Origin of the sequence: Vibrio ichthyoenteri ATCC 700023 (assembly GCF_000222605.1) — a bacterium.
Lineage (GTDB): Bacteria > Pseudomonadota > Gammaproteobacteria > Enterobacterales > Vibrionaceae > Vibrio > Vibrio ichthyoenteri.
Genome location: NZ_AFWF01000314.1, coordinates 1 through 19,175 on the forward strand (window position 1 = coordinate 1; position 19,175 = coordinate 19,175).

21 protein-coding genes and 1 tRNA gene are annotated in these 19,175 nt (G+C 45.7%); 18 read left to right on the forward strand and 4 right to left on the reverse strand.

Translation table 11 applies throughout. The annotated features are described in order from the left end of the window. Positions 1-26: 26 nt before the first annotated feature. Positions 27-102, forward strand: a tRNA-Gly gene (locus RH85_RS20605). 60 nt (positions 103-162) lie between these two features. On the opposite strand, the gene RH85_RS23795 is transcribed toward RH85_RS20605, so the two are convergent. Next, entirely contained in the window at positions 163-441 is a 279-nt protein-coding gene (locus tag RH85_RS23795; RefSeq protein WP_138956511.1) for a FlaD/FlaE family flagellar protein, read from the reverse strand. A gap of 251 nt (positions 442-692) precedes the next feature. Continuing rightward, positions 693-1,814, reverse strand: a complete 1,122-nt coding sequence (queG, locus tag RH85_RS20610; RefSeq protein ID WP_006714682.1) for a tRNA epoxyqueuosine(34) reductase QueG — start codon at positions 1,812-1,814, stop codon at positions 693-695. Positions 1,815-2,003: 189 nt separating this feature from the next. On the opposite strand from queG, the gene tsaE reads away from it, so the two are divergent. The 9 genes from tsaE to RH85_RS20655 all read left to right on the forward strand — a co-directional run bounded on the left by tsaE (position 2,004) and on the right by RH85_RS20655 (position 11,449). After that, positions 2,004-2,468, forward strand: coding sequence for a tRNA (adenosine(37)-N6)-threonylcarbamoyltransferase complex ATPase subunit type 1 TsaE (gene tsaE, locus RH85_RS20615; protein ID WP_006714684.1), 465 nt, complete (start codon positions 2,004-2,006; stop codon positions 2,466-2,468). After that, complete coding sequence (locus RH85_RS20620) at positions 2,462-4,180, forward strand: LysM peptidoglycan-binding domain-containing protein (protein WP_006714685.1); 1,719 nt, start codon at positions 2,462-2,464, stop codon at positions 4,178-4,180. The genes tsaE and RH85_RS20620 overlap by 7 nt, the downstream gene beginning before the upstream one ends. 12 nt (positions 4,181-4,192) lie before the next feature. Further along, positions 4,193-6,241, forward strand: a complete 2,049-nt coding sequence (gene mutL / locus RH85_RS20625) for a DNA mismatch repair endonuclease MutL (protein WP_006714686.1) — start codon at positions 4,193-4,195, stop codon at positions 6,239-6,241. Then, positions 6,238-7,185 carry a tRNA (adenosine(37)-N6)-dimethylallyltransferase MiaA gene (gene miaA, locus RH85_RS20630; RefSeq protein ID WP_006714687.1) on the forward strand — a complete coding sequence of 316 codons (948 nt, stop codon included), beginning with the start codon at positions 6,238-6,240 and terminating at the stop codon, positions 7,183-7,185. Before mutL ends, miaA begins: the two co-directional genes overlap by 4 nt. Positions 7,186-7,368: 183 nt before the next feature. Beyond that, on the forward strand, positions 7,369-7,629 hold the full coding sequence (gene hfq, locus RH85_RS20635; RefSeq protein ID WP_004415850.1) for an RNA chaperone Hfq: 261 nt from the start codon (positions 7,369-7,371) through the stop codon (positions 7,627-7,629). A gap of 40 nt (positions 7,630-7,669) precedes the next feature. After that, entirely contained in the window at positions 7,670-8,959 is a 1,290-nt protein-coding gene (gene hflX / locus RH85_RS20640) for a ribosome rescue GTPase HflX (protein WP_006714688.1), read from the forward strand. 45 nt (positions 8,960-9,004) lie between these two features. Further along, the gene (hflK, locus tag RH85_RS20645) at positions 9,005-10,201 is read left to right on the forward strand and encodes an FtsH protease activity modulator HflK (protein WP_006714689.1); all 1,197 of its coding nucleotides are present in this window, start codon (positions 9,005-9,007) and stop codon (positions 10,199-10,201) included. A 2-nt stretch (positions 10,202-10,203) separates the two neighbouring features. Then, positions 10,204-11,187, forward strand: coding sequence for a protease modulator HflC (gene hflC, locus RH85_RS20650; RefSeq protein ID WP_006714690.1), 984 nt, complete (start codon positions 10,204-10,206; stop codon positions 11,185-11,187). A gap of 76 nt (positions 11,188-11,263) precedes the next feature. Next, positions 11,264-11,449 carry a DUF2065 domain-containing protein gene (locus RH85_RS20655; protein ID WP_006714691.1) on the forward strand — a complete coding sequence of 62 codons (186 nt, stop codon included), beginning with the start codon at positions 11,264-11,266 and terminating at the stop codon, positions 11,447-11,449. A 54-nt stretch (positions 11,450-11,503) separates the two neighbouring features. Here RH85_RS20655 and RH85_RS20660 read toward each other — a convergent pair whose 3' ends face one another. Then, positions 11,504-11,731, reverse strand: a complete 228-nt coding sequence (locus RH85_RS20660; protein WP_006714692.1) for a SlyX family protein — start codon at positions 11,729-11,731, stop codon at positions 11,504-11,506. Positions 11,732-11,735: 4 nt separating this feature from the next. Then, a complete protein-coding gene (locus tag RH85_RS20665) occupies positions 11,736-12,713 on the reverse strand; it encodes a WD40 repeat domain-containing protein (protein WP_006714693.1) in 978 nt (325 codons plus the stop codon). A gap of 132 nt (positions 12,714-12,845) precedes the next feature. Here RH85_RS20665 and fkpA point away from each other — a divergent pair, with 132 nt between their 5' ends. From fkpA to fusA, 8 genes are all read left to right on the forward strand, one after another. Then, positions 12,846-13,646, forward strand: a complete 801-nt coding sequence (gene fkpA, locus RH85_RS20670) for an FKBP-type peptidyl-prolyl cis-trans isomerase (RefSeq protein WP_006714694.1) — start codon at positions 12,846-12,848, stop codon at positions 13,644-13,646. A 248-nt stretch (positions 13,647-13,894) separates the two neighbouring features. After that, the gene (locus RH85_RS20675; protein WP_005595147.1) at positions 13,895-14,623 is read left to right on the forward strand and encodes a helix-turn-helix transcriptional regulator; all 729 of its coding nucleotides are present in this window, start codon (positions 13,895-13,897) and stop codon (positions 14,621-14,623) included. Then, positions 14,614-15,006, forward strand: coding sequence for a sulfurtransferase complex subunit TusD (gene tusD / locus RH85_RS20680; protein ID WP_006714695.1), 393 nt, complete (start codon positions 14,614-14,616; stop codon positions 15,004-15,006). The genes RH85_RS20675 and tusD overlap by 10 nt, the downstream gene beginning before the upstream one ends. Beyond that, a complete protein-coding gene (tusC, locus tag RH85_RS20685) occupies positions 15,003-15,359 on the forward strand; it encodes a sulfurtransferase complex subunit TusC (RefSeq protein WP_006714696.1) in 357 nt (118 codons plus the stop codon). The genes tusD and tusC overlap by 4 nt, the downstream gene beginning before the upstream one ends. A 9-nt stretch (positions 15,360-15,368) precedes the next feature. Beyond that, complete coding sequence (gene tusB, locus RH85_RS20690) at positions 15,369-15,644, forward strand: sulfurtransferase complex subunit TusB (protein WP_006714697.1); 276 nt, start codon at positions 15,369-15,371, stop codon at positions 15,642-15,644. A gap of 196 nt (positions 15,645-15,840) precedes the next feature. Continuing rightward, positions 15,841-16,215 carry a 30S ribosomal protein S12 gene (gene rpsL / locus RH85_RS20695; protein WP_004399892.1) on the forward strand — a complete coding sequence of 125 codons (375 nt, stop codon included), beginning with the start codon at positions 15,841-15,843 and terminating at the stop codon, positions 16,213-16,215. Between the two features lie 95 nt (positions 16,216-16,310). After that, positions 16,311-16,781: a 30S ribosomal protein S7 gene (rpsG, locus tag RH85_RS20700; protein WP_006714698.1), complete on the forward strand. Its 471-nt coding sequence runs from the start codon at positions 16,311-16,313 to the stop codon at positions 16,779-16,781. A gap of 138 nt (positions 16,782-16,919) precedes the next feature. Beyond that, complete coding sequence (gene fusA / locus RH85_RS20705) at positions 16,920-19,019, forward strand: elongation factor G (RefSeq protein WP_006714699.1); 2,100 nt, start codon at positions 16,920-16,922, stop codon at positions 19,017-19,019. The last annotated feature ends 156 nt before the right edge of the window (positions 19,020-19,175 follow it).

Here is a 19,175-nt window from a genome sequence, read left to right on the forward strand (position 1 = left end):
GAGTAATTGCAACAGCGATTATTCATGCGACACTAGCTCAGTTGGTAGAGCGCAACCTTGCCAAGGTTGAGGTCATCGGTTCGAACCCGATGTGTCGCTCCATTTTCTTCATGATGAAGATATAAAGCACATAGGCATCAGCCAAATTGCTTTAGAGTCCCCTCAAATGAACACTTCATTTGATCTGGCCATGTAAGGCCAATCGCTCTTTCTAATGCTGTGAAGCATAAAACCCAAAATTATATAAATACGCTGCCATATGGCTGGCGCTTTTGTCTTTGTTATTATCCAATTGAATTGTTGATAATAATTAAGCAAACGGCGCGTGCTGTGTGACTTCGATTGATTAATTAACAGACTTATCCACAAAAAACATCGTGTGGATAACTTGGTGGGTAACCTGAAACTTAGTTCTGAATAAATCAGTTTTACAAAGATCATTTACTAATAAATTGTAGTTTTAAAAATCTAATTTTAATTCAATGTATTGATTTGTAAGGATTTTGCTAGGTGTGAGCGTCTGATCAATTCCATCTTTTGGATCATTAAGTGCTTTTTATTTGATCCTAATCATTTCTTACACTTGTGATTAACTTTTATCACTGCATCCAAACCGACATGAGACTGGTTGTTTTTCCACATCTAGGATTTTAGAGCCAAGTCAAATAACCACACTAGTCAGGTGGCAAATATTATGCATCTCTAGGTATGCCTTTATTGATAATCCGAATAAGTCGTTGATGGGCAATATCGATGCCTGTTTTTTCTCTGACTTGTTGCTGCTGCTCTGCGAGTGCCCAATCGATATGTTCATCCAGTAAAGGCGAAATACCTTTGCGGCTTTGCAGTGCTTCAACAATTTCTTGTGAGTAAGGGGCATTCCCCATTGCGATTGAAAGATTACGCAGCCATTGAATATGCCCAATCCGACGAATGGCGGAACCTTCCATGTTTTTCAAAAAATTCGCTTCATCCCAAGCGAAGAGTTCGATCAGGTTTGGATTGTGTAAAGATTGGCGACGGTGGAAGTCATTTTGGTCAGTTAATGATGAAAAGCGATTCCATGGGCAAACCAATTGGCAGTCATCACAGCCATAAATACGATTCCCCATCGGTTTACGAAACTTTTCGGGAATGACACCATCGAATTCAATCGTGAGATAAGAGATGCAGCGACGAGCGTCAACGACGCCATCTTCGACAATCGCATTCGTCGGACAAGAGGTGATGCAGGCTTTGCATTTACCACACTGATCTTCACTTGGGGTGTCAACGGGCAATGGCAAGTCGATCAGCAGTTCCCCAAGAAAAAACCACGAGCCACATTCCTTGTCTAAGATAAGAGAATGTTTCCCTGTCCAACCTAGACCAGCTTTTTGGGCTAATGGACGTTCTAAGATAGGCGCTGAATCGACAAAAGGTCGGTAACCAAAAGCGCCGACTTCTTGTTCTATTATCTGCCCTAGCTTTTTGAGCTGGTTGCGGATCAGTTTATGGTAATCACGGCCCAATGCGTAGCGACTAATATAAGCTTGGGTCGGATCATTCAGATTGGTAGCAAACTGGGCTTTTGGTGGTAGGTAATCCATACGAACGCTAATTACACGCACGGTTCCCGGCAATAACTCATTGGGTCTTGCGCGCATCATGCCATGACGAGCCATCCAATCCATGCTGCCGTGGTAACCGGCATCGAGCCATTTTTGTAGCGTAGCTTCATGTTCTTGCAAATTGACATCGCAAATGCCTACTTTTTGGAAACCAAGCTCTTTGGCCCAAATTTTGATGTTATCTGCGAGTTCTTGATAGTTCATGCTAGCGTCGCTCATACAAAGGGGGCAGGATCTTACAAGATCTTCAGCGCGGGATCTAGCCAACAAATCGGGTTTAATTGACGATTATTTTCCGTTAACTTACATAAGAGAGCTTGTCTCTCAATTCCAACCCAGTTTACTATTCCAGTTCTTTTGATTTTTATATAGTCATTTACGAGAAAAACAGTCATGAGCTCAAAACAATTCGCCCTATCCGATGAAAACGCGACGATTCAGCTAGGAACGGCGTTGGCCAATCTATGCTCGCAACAAACCACCATCTATCTGCATGGTGATCTTGGTGCGGGAAAGACGACATTTAGCCGTGGTTTTGTGCGTGCATTAGGCCATCAAGGTAATGTGAAAAGTCCAACCTACACCTTGGTTGAACCTTATCAATTGGATCAATGGCAAGTTTATCATTTTGATCTATACCGTCTTGCCGACCCAGAAGAGCTCGAATTTATGGGGATTCGTGACTATTTTACCCCTGATGCGATTTGTTTGGTTGAGTGGCCAGAGAAAGGGGTGGGCATGTTACCTGATGCTGATCTTGATATTGATATTCGCTATAACGGTGAAGCTCGAGTTGTTGAGCTTGTGGCTAATAATGATTATGGACGTCGTCTTTTAGACCAGTTGGAGTTATGTTGATCAGTCAATCTTTACGTGCTGTCTATCTTTCATGTGCATTGGCATTGTGTTTGTTTTCCAGCTCATTATGGGCAAATGCATTAGAAAGTCTCCGAGTATGGCCATCACCTGATGAGACCCGCGTCGTTATCGATCTCAAATCGGAAGCGGAGTTCAGCTATTTTTCATTGTCGAGTCCCGACCGTTTGGTGGTGGATCTTAAAGACACTCAGCTGAAAACTAACCTACCTCTCGCGGTGAAAGGTAGCCCAGTATTAAAGAAGATTCGTAAGAGCTCGCCACCTCAGGCGGGCACTTATCGCTTGGTGTTTGAGCTGTCTAAGAACGCGCCAGCACAACTGTTTAAGCTGGCACCTACGCCAGGTGGCCAATATGGCCATCGTTTGGTGGTTGACTTTGATCATGGCGGAAGTAAGCCTGCGGCAGTGACGACTTCACCGAGTAAAACGCAAGTTAGCCGTGATGCTTCACAGTTGCTAGGTACCGCCGATATCGTGGTTGCTATTGATGCCGGACATGGTGGTGAAGATCCTGGTTCAATTGGTCCGACGCGTAAATACGAAAAGCATGCAACCTTGGCGATCTCAAAGAAAATTGCCGATCAAATCAATGCCGTTCCTGGCATGAAAGCCGTGCTCACTCGTCGTGGTGATTATTACGTTAATCTCAATAAACGTTCGGGTATTGCTCGTCAGAATAAAGCGCATTTGTTGGTTTCCGTTCACGCTGATGCATTTCATTCGCCACAACCACGTGGGGGTTCGGTGTTTGTGCTCAATACTCGCCGCGCCAATACGGAAATTGCCCGCTGGGTTGAGAACCACGAAGAACAGTCGCAGTTGTTAGGTGGTGCTGGTGAGGTACTAGCGAAAAATAATAACGATAAGAACGTCAGCCAAACGTTGCTCGATTTGCAATTTAGTCATTCTCAAAAAGAAGGCTATAAAGTGGCGAAGAAAATTCTGGGCGAGATGGGCCGTGTCGGCGTGCGCTTGCACAAGAAAGAGCCAGTTAATGCTAGCTTAGCGGTATTGAAATCTCCTGACATTCCATCGGTATTGGTTGAAACGGGTTTTATCTCTAACCCAACCGAAGAAAAATTGCTCTTCCAACGCAGTCACCAAGACAAGCTAGCACGCGCGTTGGCCAAAGCCATTGTGCAGTACTTTGAAGAAAACCCACCAGAGGGCACTTTGTTTGCCAATCGTGGTCAGAGTATTAAACACAAAGTTGCTCGCGGTGAGTCGTTGTCGGTTATCGCCAAAAAATATGGTAGTTCGACCAAGGCGATCATGCAGGCGAATAAACTGAAAAGTAGCAGATTAGCGGTCGGACAAACGTTAACTATCCCAGGAGCATCAAATTCAGTCTCGGTGCCTGTGGTTCGTAATCCGGTCGAAACGAAAACCCTGACTCATGTGGTCGCCAAAGGGGACTATCTTGGCAAGATTGCCAGTCGCTATAAAGTCTCTGTTGCGGCGATTAAGCGAGAGAATAAATTACGCTCAGATACACTAAAATTAGGTCAGAAACTGAAGATCACCGTCAGTTTAAAAGATCAACCGCTGCGTAAGCACAAGGTTAAGGGCGGCGAATTCCTAGGAAAGATTGCTCGCCAATATAATGTTTCAGTTGATAGCTTACGTAGAGCCAATAATCTGAGATCCGATCAACTGGCCGTGGGTCAGGTGCTGATTATTCCTCACAACTAATAGCGAGCCGATATGACGATCAAAATTCTTCCCGCCCGACTGGCAAACCAAATTGCGGCGGGTGAAGTGGTTGAACGCCCGGCATCGGTCGTTAAAGAGTTGGTTGAAAATAGTATTGATTCTGGCGCCACTCGTATCGATATTGATATTGAGAAAGGTGGCGCTAAGCTGATCCGTGTGCGTGACAACGGTAAAGGGATTGCCAAAGATGAATTAGGTTTGGCGCTCAGTCGTCATGCGACCTCCAAGATACACTGTTTAGACGATCTGGAAGCCATCATGAGTTTGGGCTTTCGCGGAGAGGCGCTTGCCAGTATTAGCTCTGTTTCTCGCTTAACATTGACGTCTCGACCGGCCACGCAAGAACAAGCTTGGGCTGCGCACAGTGAAGGCCGTGATATGGCGGTGAGCTTATTACCTGCAGCCCATCCATTGGGCACCTCTGTTGAGGTGCTGGATCTGTTTTTTAATACACCAGCCAGACGTAAATTCCTTCGTACTGAAAAAACGGAATTTGCCCACATTGATGAATTGATCAAACGTATCGCGTTGAGCTGTTTTGATGTGACGATTAATTTGCGTCACAACGGAAAAATGATGAAGCAATACCGCGCCGCGAAAACGGAAGCGCAGGCTGAAAAGCGTATTGCGGCGGTTTGTGGTAACCAGTTTGTGCGTCACATGCTGAAAATCGAATTAGAGCACCAAGGCCTAAAACTGCATGGTTGGATCACCAGCCCTGAAGGTGCGCGTCAACAAAGTGATTTGCAGTATTGTTACGTTAATGGCCGCATGATGCGTGATAAATTGATCAACCACGCGATACGTCAAAGCTATGAAATGAGCTTGCGTCCTGATCAATTCGCGACTTACGTCTTGTTCATCGAGATTGACCCGCATCAAGTCGATGTCAATGTGCATCCTGCTAAACATGAAGTGCGTTTTCATCAAGCTAGATTAGTCCATGACTTTATCTACCAAGCATTGGCTGACGCTTTAGCGCAAAGTCATCATATTGATAAACCAGAAGTCAAATCATCGGCTTTTCATGATGGCGCGACAACGGCAAATCAAATTGATAGTGATGAAGGCCCGTTCGCTGATGCCGGTAGCACAGATACAACGCTAACACCGCCAAGGCAATCGGAGTCGGCGGTACCACAGCGTGTATATCATGCGGTAGAGAACACGCCGGCCTATCCTGGTCGAACGGATTATCATGAGCAACGAGCTAACCAAGCAGCTGTGCGTGAGAGTGCCCCTCGTAGTGATTGGCAAGAAAGCAGCACTAAGCGATCTCGTGATCACGTCGGCAATGGCGGACGTGAGCCGGAGCGTTATGGTTCACCTGCGCCATCCAAACAAGAAGTAACCGCTTACCAACAGCTATTGCAGACACCACATATTGATGCTGGTGTGCAATTAAGCCCGAGCATTGAATCTTCACCTATCGCAGCACAACCCATTCAAGCGTTAGGTAAAGCTATTTGTATGGCTTCTGGCCGTTTTGTCATGATGGCAGATAAGCAGGGGGCGCATGTTGTTTCTCTTGCTCAAGCTGAATGGCTGCGAGTTTGCGGCCAATTACAGGTGGCTGAGCAGCCGCTCAAAAGCCAGCCATTGTTGGTGCCATTATCTCTAAAACTTGAGCCAGAATTGATCGCTGCCTATCACGATCATCAAGTGCTGTTTGCCCGTTTTGGCATCGAACTAAAATGCCGTTCGGCTCAAGCGGTGATGGTAATGGGCGTCCCGGCGCCGCTACGACAACAAAACCTACAACAGTTGATCCCAGATCTGTTATCTTACGCCGTATCTTCCTTGCAACAGGTCAACTCGCAACAGGCAAAAGGACTTAGTCCTGCAAACCTTGAGGCTAAATTGCTCGCCAATTGGTTAGCGGATCAAGTGACTCGCGTAAAAAGCGACTACACTTTGTCCGAAGCTATCCAAATCATTGCTGAGGTTGAACAACTTTGGCAAGGAAGGCTACCTTTACAAGACTCAGCATTTGTTAGACCGATAGATTTCTCTGCCACGATCGCAGCTTTTAACCTATGAATAAACAATTACCACTAGCCCTTTTTTTAATGGGGCCGACCGCATCAGGTAAAACGGACTTAGCGATCCGTTTACGCCAGAAATACCCAATTGAGATCATCTCGGTTGATTCCGCGTTGATCTATCAAGGTATGGATATTGGCACCGCAAAACCGAATGCCGATGAACTGACGTTAGCACCGCACCGCTTAATTGATATTTTAGATCCGGCATTATCGTATTCCGCGGCAGACTTTCGTCGTGATGCATTGCGTGAGATGAATGATATCGTTGCTCAAGGCAAAATACCGTTGTTGGTTGGCGGTACGATGCTGTATTACAAAGCATTATTGGAAGGTCTATCACCACTTCCGGCTGCAAACCCTGAAATTCGTAAACAAATTGAGCAAGAAGCATTGACTCATGGTTGGGAGGTACTGCACGATCAGTTACGTGAAGTCGATCCCGTTTCCGCTGAACGTATACATCGTAATGATCCGCAAAGGTTGTCACGAGCGTTGGAAGTTTATCGAATTTCAGGTAAAACTCTTACTGAGCTGACGCAAACTAAAGGTGAGAGCCTACCGTTTAACGTTAAGCAGTTTGCTATAGCACCCAAGGAAAGGGCTGAACTCCATCGTCGTATTGAATTACGCTTTGAAAAGATGATTGAAGCAGGTTTTGAGCAAGAGATGAAGGCGTTGTATGCGCGTGAAGATCTTCATCCTGATCTACCATCGATTCGTTGTGTTGGTTACCGACAGATGTGGGACTATTTGGATGGGAATTGCACTTTAGATGATGCGGTTTTCCGCGGTATCTGTGCGACCCGCCAATTGGCCAAGCGACAAATTACCTGGTTACGCAGCTGGGATAATTTAACTTGGTTAGATAGTGAAAACATTGAACAAGCACTAGAAACCGTCTCAAATGCCGTGGCATCAGACGATCGAAGCTGTGTATAATGTGATCGCTTTTGCGTGAATGTGCCCGATAAAGGATCTGTTACTTGAATTTTGAGGTATTTGCCTTCATAACAGTAACTCAGGGTGTTTTTTATTCGTTTAGCTCTGATGCAGCAGTTTGGCTGCTTGCAACTAACCACTAGCTAAATAACTAAAACAAAATTACAAAATAAGGAAAATAAAATGGCTAAGGGGCAATCTTTACAAGACCCGTTCTTAAACGCTTTACGTCGTGAACGTATTCCAGTGTCTATCTATCTCGTGAACGGCATTAAACTTCAAGGTCAGATCGAATCATTCGATCAATTTGTGATCTTATTGAAGAACACTGTTAACCAAATGGTTTACAAACACGCAATTTCAACTGTTGTTCCGGCTCGTCCAGTGAGCCACCACAGCGGTGATCGTCCACAAGGTGATCGCCCAGAGAAATCGGAAGATTAATCTCTGAGTACAAATCGTTTTACTTTGAGGAGTTGATTGCTTGTTTGACCGTTATGAAGCCGGTGAGCGAGCCGTACTTGTTCATATCAACTTCACGCAAGAAGGGGAGTGGGAAGATCTCAGCGAGTTTGAGATGTTGGTGTCTTCTGCTGGCGTATCCTCGTTACAAGTCGTAACGGGTAGTCGTCAGGCTCCACTCCCGAAATACTATGTCGGTGAGGGTAAAGCTCAGGAAATCGCACAAATTGTGCAATCAACTGATGCTGATATCGTGATTTTTAATCACGCCCTCTCTCCTGCCCAAGAACGTAACCTCGAAGCTCTGTGTCAATGTCGAGTGGTAGACCGTACCGGTTTGATTCTCGATATCTTTGCACAACGCGCTCGAACCCACGAAGGTAAATTGCAAGTTGAGCTTGCTCAGCTAAGACACATCTCTACGCGATTGATTCGTGGTTGGACGCACCTTGAAAGACAAAAAGGTGGTATCGGTTTACGTGGGCCAGGTGAAACGCAGTTAGAAACTGACCGTCGTTTATTGCGTGAGCGTATTAAAGCAATCCTGCGTCGTTTGGACAAAGTGGCCAAACAGCGTGAACAAGGACGCCGTGCGCGAAATAGAGCAGAAATACCAACCATCTCATTAGTCGGTTATACCAACGCAGGGAAATCTACGCTGTTTAACCGTATTACTGCAGCTGGCGTTTATGCTGCTGATCAGTTATTTGCAACGTTGGACCCAACGCTGCGAAAAATCGAACTTGCTGATGTTGGCCCAGCAATACTGGCTGATACGGTAGGGTTTATTCGACACTTACCTCACGATCTTGTTGCAGCCTTTAAGGCAACGTTACAAGAGACGCAAGAAGCTGACATTTTGTTACATGTTGTTGATGCCAGTGATGAACGTTTTCGTGAGAACATGCAAGCTGTTCAGATCGTCTTAGAAGAGATTGATGCCCACGAGGTGCCTTCTTTGGTTGTGATGAACAAAATTGATAATCTAGAAAACCAAAAACCACGTATTGAACGTGATGAAGAAGGCATTCCACGCACTGTGTGGGTGTCGGCAATGGAAGGCATCGGTATTGAGCTGTTGTTTGAGGCGCTGACAGAACGTTTAGCCAGTCAAATGATTCAATATCAACTGTGTGTTCCGCCGCAATATCAAGGGCGATTACGCAGTACATTCTTCCAAATGAAGAGTATTCAGCAAGAAGAATATGATCAAGATGGTAACTTGTTGATAAATATCCGCATGCAACAGGTAGATTGGTCTAGACTTGAAAAAAGAGAAGGGGCAGTTTTACGTGACTTTATAGTTACTTAAATGACTGCTACAGTATAACGTCATATCAAATGATGGAGCTTTCTAATGGCGTGGAATGAGCCTGGTAATAATAACGGCGACAAAGGCCGCGATAATGACCCATGGGGTAATAATAATCGCGGTAACAAAGGTGGCCGTGAACAAGGACCGCCAGACTTAGACGAAGTCTTCAACAAACTGAGTCAGAAGCTGGGTGGCAAATTTGGTGGTGGAAAAGGCGGTAAGGGCCCTTCTATCGGCGGTGGCGGTGCACTAGGTGTTGGTGTGATTGCAGCTATCGCGGTAGCAATTTGGTTCTTCTCTGGTTTTTACACCATTGGTGAAGCTGAACGTGGCGTTGTGCTTCGTTTAGGTAAGTATGACAACCGCATCGTCGATCCGGGTCTTAACTGGCGTCCTCGTTTTATCGATGAAGTGACCGCAGTTAACGTTCAAGCGATCCGCTCGCTACGTGCTTCTGGCACGATGCTAACCAAAGACGAAAACGTTGTGACGGTAGGCATGGATATTCAGTACCGTGTTTCCGATCCATATAAATACCTATACCGAGTGACTAACGCAGACGACAGCTTACGCCAAGCAACAGATTCTGCGCTACGTGCGGTTATTGGTGACTCACTGATGGATAGCATTCTAACCAGCGGTCGTCAGCAAATTCGTCAAAATACACAAGAAACGTTGAACGACATTATCGCTAATTACGATATGGGTTTGACGATTGTTGATGTGAACTTCCAGTCAGCACGTCCACCTGAGCAAGTTAAAGATGCATTTGATGATGCTATCGCAGCTCGTGAGGATGCTGAGCGTTTTGAGCGTGAAGCAGAAGCTTACCGTAACGACATTTTGCCCAAAGCAACGGGTCGTGCAGAGCGTTTGAAGAAAGAAGCATTGGGTTATTCTGAGCGTGTGACTAACGAAGCGTTAGGTCAAGTTGCTCAGTTTGAAAAACTACTGCCAGAGTATCAAGCAGCGCCAGACGTGACTCGTGATCGTTTGTACCTAGATACGATGGAAGAAGTGTACTCAAATACTTCGAAGGTTCTGATCGATTCTGAATCGAGCGGCAACTTACTTTACCTACCAATCGATAAGCTGGCAGGTCAAGAAGGTCAAACTCAAACTAAGCGTAGTTCGAAGTCATCTTCAACTTACGATCAAATTGAGCTTGAGTCGAAAACTACGGAGTCAACGTCAGACACTTCATCTCGTTCATCTGATTCGCGCCAAGGGAGATACTAATAATGCGTAAGTTAATGATCCCTGTATTGGTTGTTGCTTTATCGATCATGCTGATGTCACTGTTTGTGATCCCAGAAGGCGAGCGCGGTATCGTGATTCGTTTTGGTCGAGTTCTGAAAGATAACAATGAAATCGCTCGTATCTACGAACCAGGTCTACATTTCAAAATGCCTATGTTTGACAGTGTGAAAACACTGGATGCTCGTATTCAAACAATGGATGGTCGTTCGGATCGTTTTGTAACGTCTGAGAAAAAAGACGTGATCATCGATACCTACGTGAAATGGCGTATCAAGGATTTCGGCCAATACTATCTAGCAACAGGTGGCGGTAACACATTGACCGCTGAAACGTTGCTAGAACGTAAAGTGACAGATCTACTACGTTCTGAAATCGGTTCGCGTGAAATCAAGCAAATTGTATCGGGTCCGCGTAATAAAGATGTACTGCCTCCAGCAGATAACATCGATAACGTGGTGACGACAGAAGCAGCGAAAGAAGCGTTAGAGATTGATGGCGAACGTGATGTCATCATGGCGAACGTTTTGAATGGTTCTCGTCAGAGTGCAATGGATGACTTGGGTGTTGAGATTGTTGATTTCCGTATGAAGAAAATCAACCTTCCAGACAACATCAGTGATTCAATCTACAAGCGTATGCGTGCTGAGCGTGAATCGGTAGCGCGTAAGTTCCGTTCACAAGGTCGTGAGAAAGCGGAAGTTATCCGTGCTCAAGCGGAACTTGAAGTGGCAACGACGTTGGCTGAAGCGGACCGTACTGCACGAGTAACACGTGGTGAAGCGGATGCCGAATCAGCGAAGATTTACTCTGATGCTTACAGCAAAGATCCTGAATTCTTCAGTTTCTTGCGTTCATTGAAAGCGTATGAGAAATCATTCAGCAACAAGAACGACATTCTAGTTTTGGACCCGAACAGCGAGTTCTTCCAATACATGAACAATGCGAAAGGTGCGCCAGCGAAATAAGCGGCCTGATAAGCAATCGCAAAGGCTCCTTTTTAGGAGCCTTTTTTTTGCCTAAATTTTTAAGTGAGATGGTGTGATGTCAAATTCAATCTGGTTAGCGATTGGACTGGTGCTGATTGTTGAAGGGCTTGGGCCATTGGTCGCCCCAAATGGTTGGCGTAATATGGTGGCAGAGCTAAGCCGTCAACCGGATGCCCAGTTGAGACGTATTGGCGGGTGTTTGGTGGTTGCAGGAGCGGTGATCGCGTACTGTTTTAGTTAAACGCAGCGTCCACCGCCAAGCTAAGAGTGCGAGATGACTCTGTCGGTAGTTAGCCTAGTAGTGTGGTGGTGGCGTTTCTTCTGATGGATCGGCAAGGTTTGACGAGTCCAAATTTTTTACTTTGCCCGCGACGTATTTCATCTGATCTTGCATCTTGCTAATCAACAGCTGTTGCTGACTCAATGCCTCATTCAATGAATCAATTGTCTGCTCTTGGAAAGCAAGTTGACATTCAAGGTCGTTAATACGGTTTTCAAGTTCAGTGATGTGCTTTTCTGTCATGGTATTAATCTAATGTCCAAGCCTGGGCGATGCCGGCAGAGGTGCCAGAGACAACGCGATGTTGATTATCGAAGGCCGCATCATACACTACTGCTCGTGGAGGACGAGCATCTTTTAAAGGCTCCGCTTCAAAACCTTCTATACGCTTACCGGTTAGCGAATCCCAGACCAATACGCGACTCGACGGAGTGCCGGTGACTAATCTTAGTCCATCATCAGAAAAGCGAGCACTGGAAAAAATCAGTTGGCGTGAGAAGCTACGCAGTTGGCTGACTTCTTTGCCGCTGACGAGATCCCACACGACCGCATGATTTCCGCCGTCAGAGGAAAATGCATATTGACCATCACGATGTAAGGCGACGCGATTAACTCGCTGATCATGCTCAAAAGTATGTTGAATCTGTCCGCTGGTGGTATCCCACAAATAAGCTTTGTAATCATTGCCTCCGGTTAAGGCGAAACGGCCATTTGGGGAGAGAGCGACGGAATTGACTTTTTCGTTGTGGGCAAGGAACTCTAGTCGCCGTCCGGTGACTAAGTTGATATGGATCGCTTTACCATTCGATAGGCCAAGCAAGACTTGTTCACCGTTACTGGATATGTCGATATCACGGATAGTACCGTCGGAGATTGACCATAGCCCTTGAGCTTGGCTCCAAGCGAGATCCCAAACCGCGAAGTTTAGCTGGGTTGCGGTGACCGCATAGCGGGCATTATCTGAAATGCGAATTCGTGAAACGCTATTGGCTTGTTGGTCTTGCGCGCCAAGTGAAGCCAGTTGCTGGGATTCATAAAGATCCCAAAGAACCAATTGATGTTCTTTTGAGTACAACAAAGCAAAGCGAGCGTCACGACTGAGCGCGAAACTGGTTGTTCCTTTGGGCTCGAGTTCCCAGCGTTGATCGTCAGAGGCCCAGAAAAAGCAGCCATTTAACGCTGTGATGACAAAGCCAATGAGTAGAGAGTTAAAAATTATCCGCATCAAGTCCAATTATCCACTTGGTTTACGTTTCATTCAGACGCATATTGGCTATATTGGTATAACATGCGAGTGCGTACCAGTTTTTATTAAAGATTTGTGCACAAAGACAAAATGCCTTAATTGGAGAATTAAATGAAATCGATTTTTAAAGTGTCATTGCTTGCGGCGACGGTTGCGCTAGCGGTAGGCTGTCAAAAAGAAGAAGAACCAAAAAAAGAAGTTGCACCGGTTGTTGAACAAGTTCAAGCAGAAACAGGCGAAGCGGTTCACTTTAAGACGGAAGACGACAAGGCTGCATACGCAATTGGTGTTTCATTTGCTGGTTACCTATCTCAAAGCCTCGATAAGCCAAGTGAAATTGGCATTACGTTGAACAAAGAGTTGGTACTAAAAGGTATTTCTGACCAATTTGCTGGCGACGTTGCACTGGATGAAGCGCAAACTCGCGCGGCGCTAGAAGCGTTAGATAAGCGTGTTGCTGATATCATGCAAGTGAAAGCAGAAGAGCAACAAAAAGCAGCCAAAGCTGCCGCTGAAGTTGCATTGAAAGCTGGCGCGGATTTCCGTGCTGAGTTCGCGAAGCAAGAAGGTGTTAAGACCACCGATTCTGGCCTAATGTACCAAGTGATCACTCAAGGTGATGGTGCGAAGCCAAAAGATACTGATACTGTTGAAGTGCATTACAAAGGCACTTTGGTCGACGGTACCCAATTTGATAGCTCATACGATCGCAATGAGACCGCTACTTTCCCGCTTAACCGCGTGATCTCTGGCTGGACTGAAGGCGTACAGCTAATGCCAGTGGGTTCTAAATTCAAGTTTGTGCTACCACCAGAACTTGCTTACGGCAGCCAAGATACACCAACGATTCCAGCCAACTCAACATTGGTATTTGAAGTAGAACTTGTCAACATCGACAAGCCAGCTCAATAATCGACTAGGCGTCATCTCAAATCGCAAATAGTAAAGACTCGGCATTGCCGAGTCTTTTTTTATCTCTGTATTACCAGTGTCGTCGAGTGTTGAGGCGCTAAACCGTCGAGCTGTAACGCAAATTGCGGCGCAGAGCCAATGATTTATTTGTTCTAAATCACTAGTTGGCGGTATAGCTAGGTGTTCTATTCAAAATTTCTGATAAACTTACATCAATTTGTTGATTTATCGCTCGAAGGCTAAAGAAAGTGACCACGACTGAAACCTTAAATACGGATATGTTGCTCGAAATGGAATCCGTCCACGTGATGCCATTCAGTGAGCACGATAAAATCATTCTAAGATCTTACGAAGCAGTCGTAGACGGTATTGCCAGTTTGATTGGGCCGTTTTGTGAAATCGTATTGCACTCACTCGAAGATCTGAATACCTCGGCAATCAAGATTGCCAACGGTGAAAATACGGGGCGCCAAGTGGGTTCGCCAATCACCGATCTGGCATTGAAAATGCTGAAAGATATCGAAGGCTCGGAGCGCAACTTCTCTCGTTCGTACTTTACGCGTGCCAAAGGCGGCGTATTGATGAAGTCGATCACCGTCGCGATTCGCAATGGTGACAACCGAGTCATTGGTCTGTTGTGTGTCAACGTCAACTTGGACGCGCCGTTTTCGCAAGTACTACAATCTTTCATGCCAACTCAAGAAGCCAAAGATGCTGCATCGTCAGTAAACTTTGCCAGTGATGTGGAAGAGCTGGTGGACCAAACGGTTGAACGCACCATTGAAGAGATCAACGCCGATAAATCGGTATCGAACAACACCAAGAACCGTCAAATCGTGATGGAGTTGTACGACAAAGGTATTTTCGACATCAAAGATGCGATTAACCGCGTTGCCGATCGACTCAATATCTCGAAACATACGGTTTATCTGTATATTCGTCAGCGAAAAATTGAGGATGAAGAGAAGTGTCTCTAACCTATACATTGGTCGTGAATGGTTCCGTGTACGGCACGCAAGCTGCGCGGAGCGCCTACCAGTTCGCTAACGCATTAGTTGCTAAAGGACACACTCTCGTGAGTGTGTTTTTTTATCAAGATGGCGTAGGAAATGGTTCGGCATTGAGTGTCCCTGCCAACGACGAGTTTGATCTGACCAAAGCATGGCAAACCTTAGCTCAACAACATGAGGTGCGCTTGGAGACTTGTGTGGCGGCTGCACTGCGCCGTGGCATCGTCAGTCATAGCGAAGCAACCCAACATGGTCTTGTTCAGCACAATCTTGCTGATGGGTTCACACAGGCCGGTTTAGGCAGTTTAGCTGAAGCGATGTTAACCCAAGATAGAGTGGTGCAGTTTTGAGTCAACTAACTTACGTATTTAGAAGCTCGCCTCATAAAACCACTGCCGGTCGTGAAGGCATAGACGCACTGCTTGCAGCTTCGGCCTATTGTGAAGATATCAGCGTGCTGTTTATCGGGGATGGTGTTTATCAGCTATTACAAGGGCAGCAACCTCAAGGAATTTTAAGCAAAGATTATGCGCCTATGCTGAAGTTGTTTGACCTGTATGATATTGAGCAAGTGTTTGTCTGTGCCGATTCGCTGGCACAGCGTGGACTTGCGCAAGCTGATTTAGTGATTGAAGCTGAGCGTTTAGATACCGCGGGCATCCAGCTAAAATTACATCAAGCCCGCAAATTATTGTCGTTCTGAGAATCTACTATGTTGCATATTGTTCAAACCCCACAGGCGCTAGTTGAAGTCGCCAATGCCTACCAAGAGGGCGATCAAGTGTTATTGGTGGAAGATTCAGTCTACGTCAGCAATGCACAACATCCGCAGTTTACTATACTCAAGCCAATGGATGTTTTGTTACTAGAAGAAGATGCATTAGCGCGTGGAATTTCGAACCGAGTTAGCCCATCGCTAAGCGTGGTGGACTTTGCCGGCTTTGTCGAACTTACTGTTACGCACTCAACATCGTTGACTTGGAATTAACAGATTGTCTTTATTTGCCCTCGAGGAAGTGCCGTTGGTGTCTCGAAGGTTAAAAAAGATCTGTATATTTCTTGACACACCTCTCACTGCTGCATAGAATTTTGCGTCCCTATTTGTATGAAGTGCATTTGCACCGAAGCAAGATAGGGATAGATTTTTCACAAAGCTTACTTTCAAGTAATTCAGGAGCTAGTTAATGGCAACTATTAACCAGTTGGTTCGCAAGCCTCGTGCAAAGCAAGTTGTTAAAAGCAACGTGCCAGCACTAGAAGCGTGCCCACAAAAACGTGGTGTATGTACTCGTGTTTACACTACTACACCTAAAAAACCTAACTCAGCACTTCGTAAAGTTTGTCGTGTACGTCTGACAAATGGCTTCGAAGTTACATCGTACATCGGCGGTGAAGGTCACAACCTTCAAGAGCACAGTGTTGTACTAATCCGTGGCGGTCGTGTAAAAGACCTTCCGGGTGTACGTTACCACACTGTTCGCGGCGCGCTTGACTGTGCTGGCGTAAACGACCGTAAACAAGGTCGTTCTAAGTACGGTGTGAAACGTCCTAAGTCTTAATGGATTCCGTTAAGTAAGGCCAAACACTAAAATATTTAATTTTTGAAGAAACTGAAAAGTTTTGGATAACCTGAAAAAGACAACGGAGAATATCCATGCCACGTCGTCGCGTTATTGGTCAGCGTAAGATCCTTCCAGATCCAAAATTCAAATCTGAATTGCTGGCAAAATTCGTTAACATTCTTATGGTTGACGGTAAAAAATCTACTGCAGAGAAAATCATTTACACTGCACTAGACACTATGGCTGAGAAATCTGGTAAAGATCACTTAGCTGTATTTGAAGAAGCTCTTGAAAACATTCGCCCAGCGGTAGAAGTTAAATCTCGCCGTGTAGGTGGTTCAACTTACCAAGTACCTGTAGAAGTACGTCCGGTTCGCCGTAACGCACTTGCTATGCGTTGGGTAGTTGAAGCTGCGCGTAAGCGTGGTGAAAAATCTATGGCTGCTCGCCTAGCTGCTGAAATGCTAGACGCGTCAGAAAACAAAGGTACTGCTGTTAAGAAACGTGAAGACGTTCACCGTATGGCAGAAGCGAACAAAGCATTCGCTCATTACCGCTGGTAATACCTTTTCAGTGCTGCGGGGATCCTCGCAGCACTTCTTTAGTTCCTATGCATATGCTAGGAACTATTGCTATATCTAGGGGTTACGTTTTTATCACCCTTGAAGATAGCAATAGTCCCTAAGTTAAGAGGATTCACCGTGGCTCGTAAAACCCCTATTGAGCGCTACCGTAACATCGGTATCTGTGCGCACGTAGACGCAGGTAAAACTACCACAACTGAACGTATTCTGTTCTACACAGGCCTTTCTCACAAAATCGGTGAAGTTCACGATGGTGCTGCTACCATGGACTGGATGGAGCAAGAGCAAGAGCGTGGCATTACGATTACGTCTGCAGCGACAACCACCTTCTGGCGTGGTATGGACGCACAGTTCCAAGATCACCGTGTAAACATCATTGATACTCCTGGACACGTTGACTTCACCATTGAAGTTGAACGTTCTTTGCGTGTACTTGATGGTGCTGTGGTTGTGTTCTGTGGTTCATCAGGTGTAGAACCTCAGTCTGAAACCGTTTGGCGTCAAGCAGACAAATACCAAGTTCCGCGCTTAGTATTCGTTAACAAGATGGACCGTACTGGCGCAGACTTCTTACGTGTTGTTGACCAAATTAAAAACCGTCTTGGTGCAAACCCTGTTCCTATCCAACTTAACGTTGGTGCTGAAGAGGATTTCAAAGGTGTTATCGACCTTATCAAGATGAAAATGATCAACTGGAATGAAGCCGATCAAGGCATGTCTTTCTCTTACGAAGACATTCCAGCTGACATGCAAGAACTTGCTGAAGAATGGCGCAACAACCTAGTTGAAGCGGCAGCAGAAGCCAGCGAAGAGTTGATGGATAAATATCTTGAAGACGGTGAGCTGACAGAAGTTGAGATCAAAGAAGCACTACGTACTCGTACACTAAACAATGAAATCGTGCTGGCTACTTGTGGTAGTGCGTTCAAAAATAAAGGTGTGCAAGCGGTACTGGATGCTGTGGTTGAATACTTACCATCGCCTGTTGATGTACCTGCAATTCAAGGTGTCGACGACAATGGTAACGATGTTGAACGTCATGCTGACGACAACGAACCGTTCTCTGCGCTAGCATTTAAAATTGCAACGGACCCATTTGTGGGAACGTTAACCTTCATGCGCGTTTATTCTGGTGTGGTAAATACTGGTGATACAGTTTACAACTCAGTAAAAGAAAAGCGTGAGCGCTTTGGTCGTATCGTACAGATGCATGCGAACAAACGTGAAGAAGTAAAAGAAATTCGTGCGGGCGATATTGCCGCTGCAATCGGTCTAAAAGACGTAACAACAGGTGAAACCCTGTGTGATCAGAGCCACAAAGTGATTCTAGAGCGCATGGAATTCCCTGAACCTGTTATTCAGATTGTAGTTGAGCCTCGTTCGCAAGCAGACCAAGATAAGATGGCTATTGCTCTAGGTAAACTAGCGGCAGAAGATCCATCTTTCCGCGTGGAAACGGATAACGAAACAGGTCAGACTCTGATCTCTGGTATGGGTGAGCTTCACCTTGATATCATCGTTGACCGTATGAAGCGTGAATTCAGCGTTGATTGCAACGTTGGTAAACCTCAGGTTGCTTACCGTGAAACCATTCGTGGTAGCGCGGAAGTGGAAGGCAAGTTCGTTCGTCAATCTGGCGGTCGCGGTCAATACGGTCACGTATGGATCAAACTTGAACCTTCTGAACTGGGTGAAGGTTTCGTCTTTGTTGATGAGATCGTTGGCGGTACGGTACCGAAAGAGTTTATTAGCTCAGTAGGTAAAGGTATCGAAGAACAAATGAATAGCGGTGTATTAGCTGGCTATCCTGTATTGGATATCAAAGCGACGCTATTTGATGGTTCTTACCACGATGTCGATTCAAGCGAAATGGCGTTTAAAATCGCAGGTTCAATGGCATTCAGAAAGGGCGCGCTTGAAGCGAACCCTGTTATTCTGGAGCCGATGATGAAAGTTGAAGTAACCACTCCTGAAGATTGGATGGGTGATGTTGTAGGTGACTTAAACCGTCGCCGCGGCATGATCGAAGGTATGGATGAAGGCCCTGCAGGGCTAAAGATCATTCGTGCACAAGTACCACTATCTCAAATGTTTGGTTATGCAACCGATCTACGTTCTGCAACTCAAGGTCGCGCCTCATACTCTATGGAGTTTCATGAGTACGCAGAAGTACCGAAGAACTTTGCAGATGCCATTATGGCAGAGCGTGGTTACTAATCGGATTCGTTGTCTGTAAAAAAGTCAGTGACTTTTTTACAGATCAATACGTCCAAATATTGCGCTGACGGACGTTGGCGCATAAAATAGCAAATTCTGGCGCGTCGATGATCAATTCTGGTCACGACGAATCATAACTAGGAAGGAACACGAACG

What these genes read in the sequence shown, in the direction of transcription:
- RH85_RS20660 (WP_006714692.1), bottom strand. Translation starts at nt 11,731, where the DNA reads ATGACAGAAAAGCACATCACTGAACTTGAAAACCGTATTAACGACCTT.
- tsaE (WP_006714684.1), top strand. Translation starts at nt 2,004, where the DNA reads ATGAGCTCAAAACAATTCGCCCTATCCGATGAAAACGCGACGATTCAG.
- rpsL (WP_004399892.1), top strand. Translation starts at nt 15,841, where the DNA reads ATGGCAACTATTAACCAGTTGGTTCGCAAGCCTCGTGCAAAGCAAGTT.
- rpsG (WP_006714698.1), top strand. Translation starts at nt 16,311, where the DNA reads ATGCCACGTCGTCGCGTTATTGGTCAGCGTAAGATCCTTCCAGATCCA.
- RH85_RS23795 (WP_138956511.1), bottom strand. Translation starts at nt 441, where the DNA reads ATGATCTTTGTAAAACTGATTTATTCAGAACTAAGTTTCAGGTTACCC.
- miaA (WP_006714687.1), top strand. Translation starts at nt 6,238, where the DNA reads ATGAATAAACAATTACCACTAGCCCTTTTTTTAATGGGGCCGACCGCA.
- hfq (WP_004415850.1), top strand. Translation starts at nt 7,369, where the DNA reads ATGGCTAAGGGGCAATCTTTACAAGACCCGTTCTTAAACGCTTTACGT.
- RH85_RS20620 (WP_006714685.1), top strand. Translation starts at nt 2,462, where the DNA reads ATGTTGATCAGTCAATCTTTACGTGCTGTCTATCTTTCATGTGCATTG.
- hflC (WP_006714690.1), top strand. Translation starts at nt 10,204, where the DNA reads ATGCGTAAGTTAATGATCCCTGTATTGGTTGTTGCTTTATCGATCATG.
- hflK (WP_006714689.1), top strand. Translation starts at nt 9,005, where the DNA reads ATGGCGTGGAATGAGCCTGGTAATAATAACGGCGACAAAGGCCGCGAT.
- RH85_RS20655 (WP_006714691.1), top strand. Translation starts at nt 11,264, where the DNA reads ATGTCAAATTCAATCTGGTTAGCGATTGGACTGGTGCTGATTGTTGAA.
- mutL (WP_006714686.1), top strand. Translation starts at nt 4,193, where the DNA reads ATGACGATCAAAATTCTTCCCGCCCGACTGGCAAACCAAATTGCGGCG.
- RH85_RS20665 (WP_006714693.1), bottom strand. Translation starts at nt 12,713, where the DNA reads ATGCGGATAATTTTTAACTCTCTACTCATTGGCTTTGTCATCACAGCG.
- tusB (WP_006714697.1), top strand. Translation starts at nt 15,369, where the DNA reads ATGTTGCATATTGTTCAAACCCCACAGGCGCTAGTTGAAGTCGCCAAT.
- fkpA (WP_006714694.1), top strand. Translation starts at nt 12,846, where the DNA reads ATGAAATCGATTTTTAAAGTGTCATTGCTTGCGGCGACGGTTGCGCTA.
- queG (WP_006714682.1), bottom strand. Translation starts at nt 1,814, where the DNA reads ATGAACTATCAAGAACTCGCAGATAACATCAAAATTTGGGCCAAAGAG.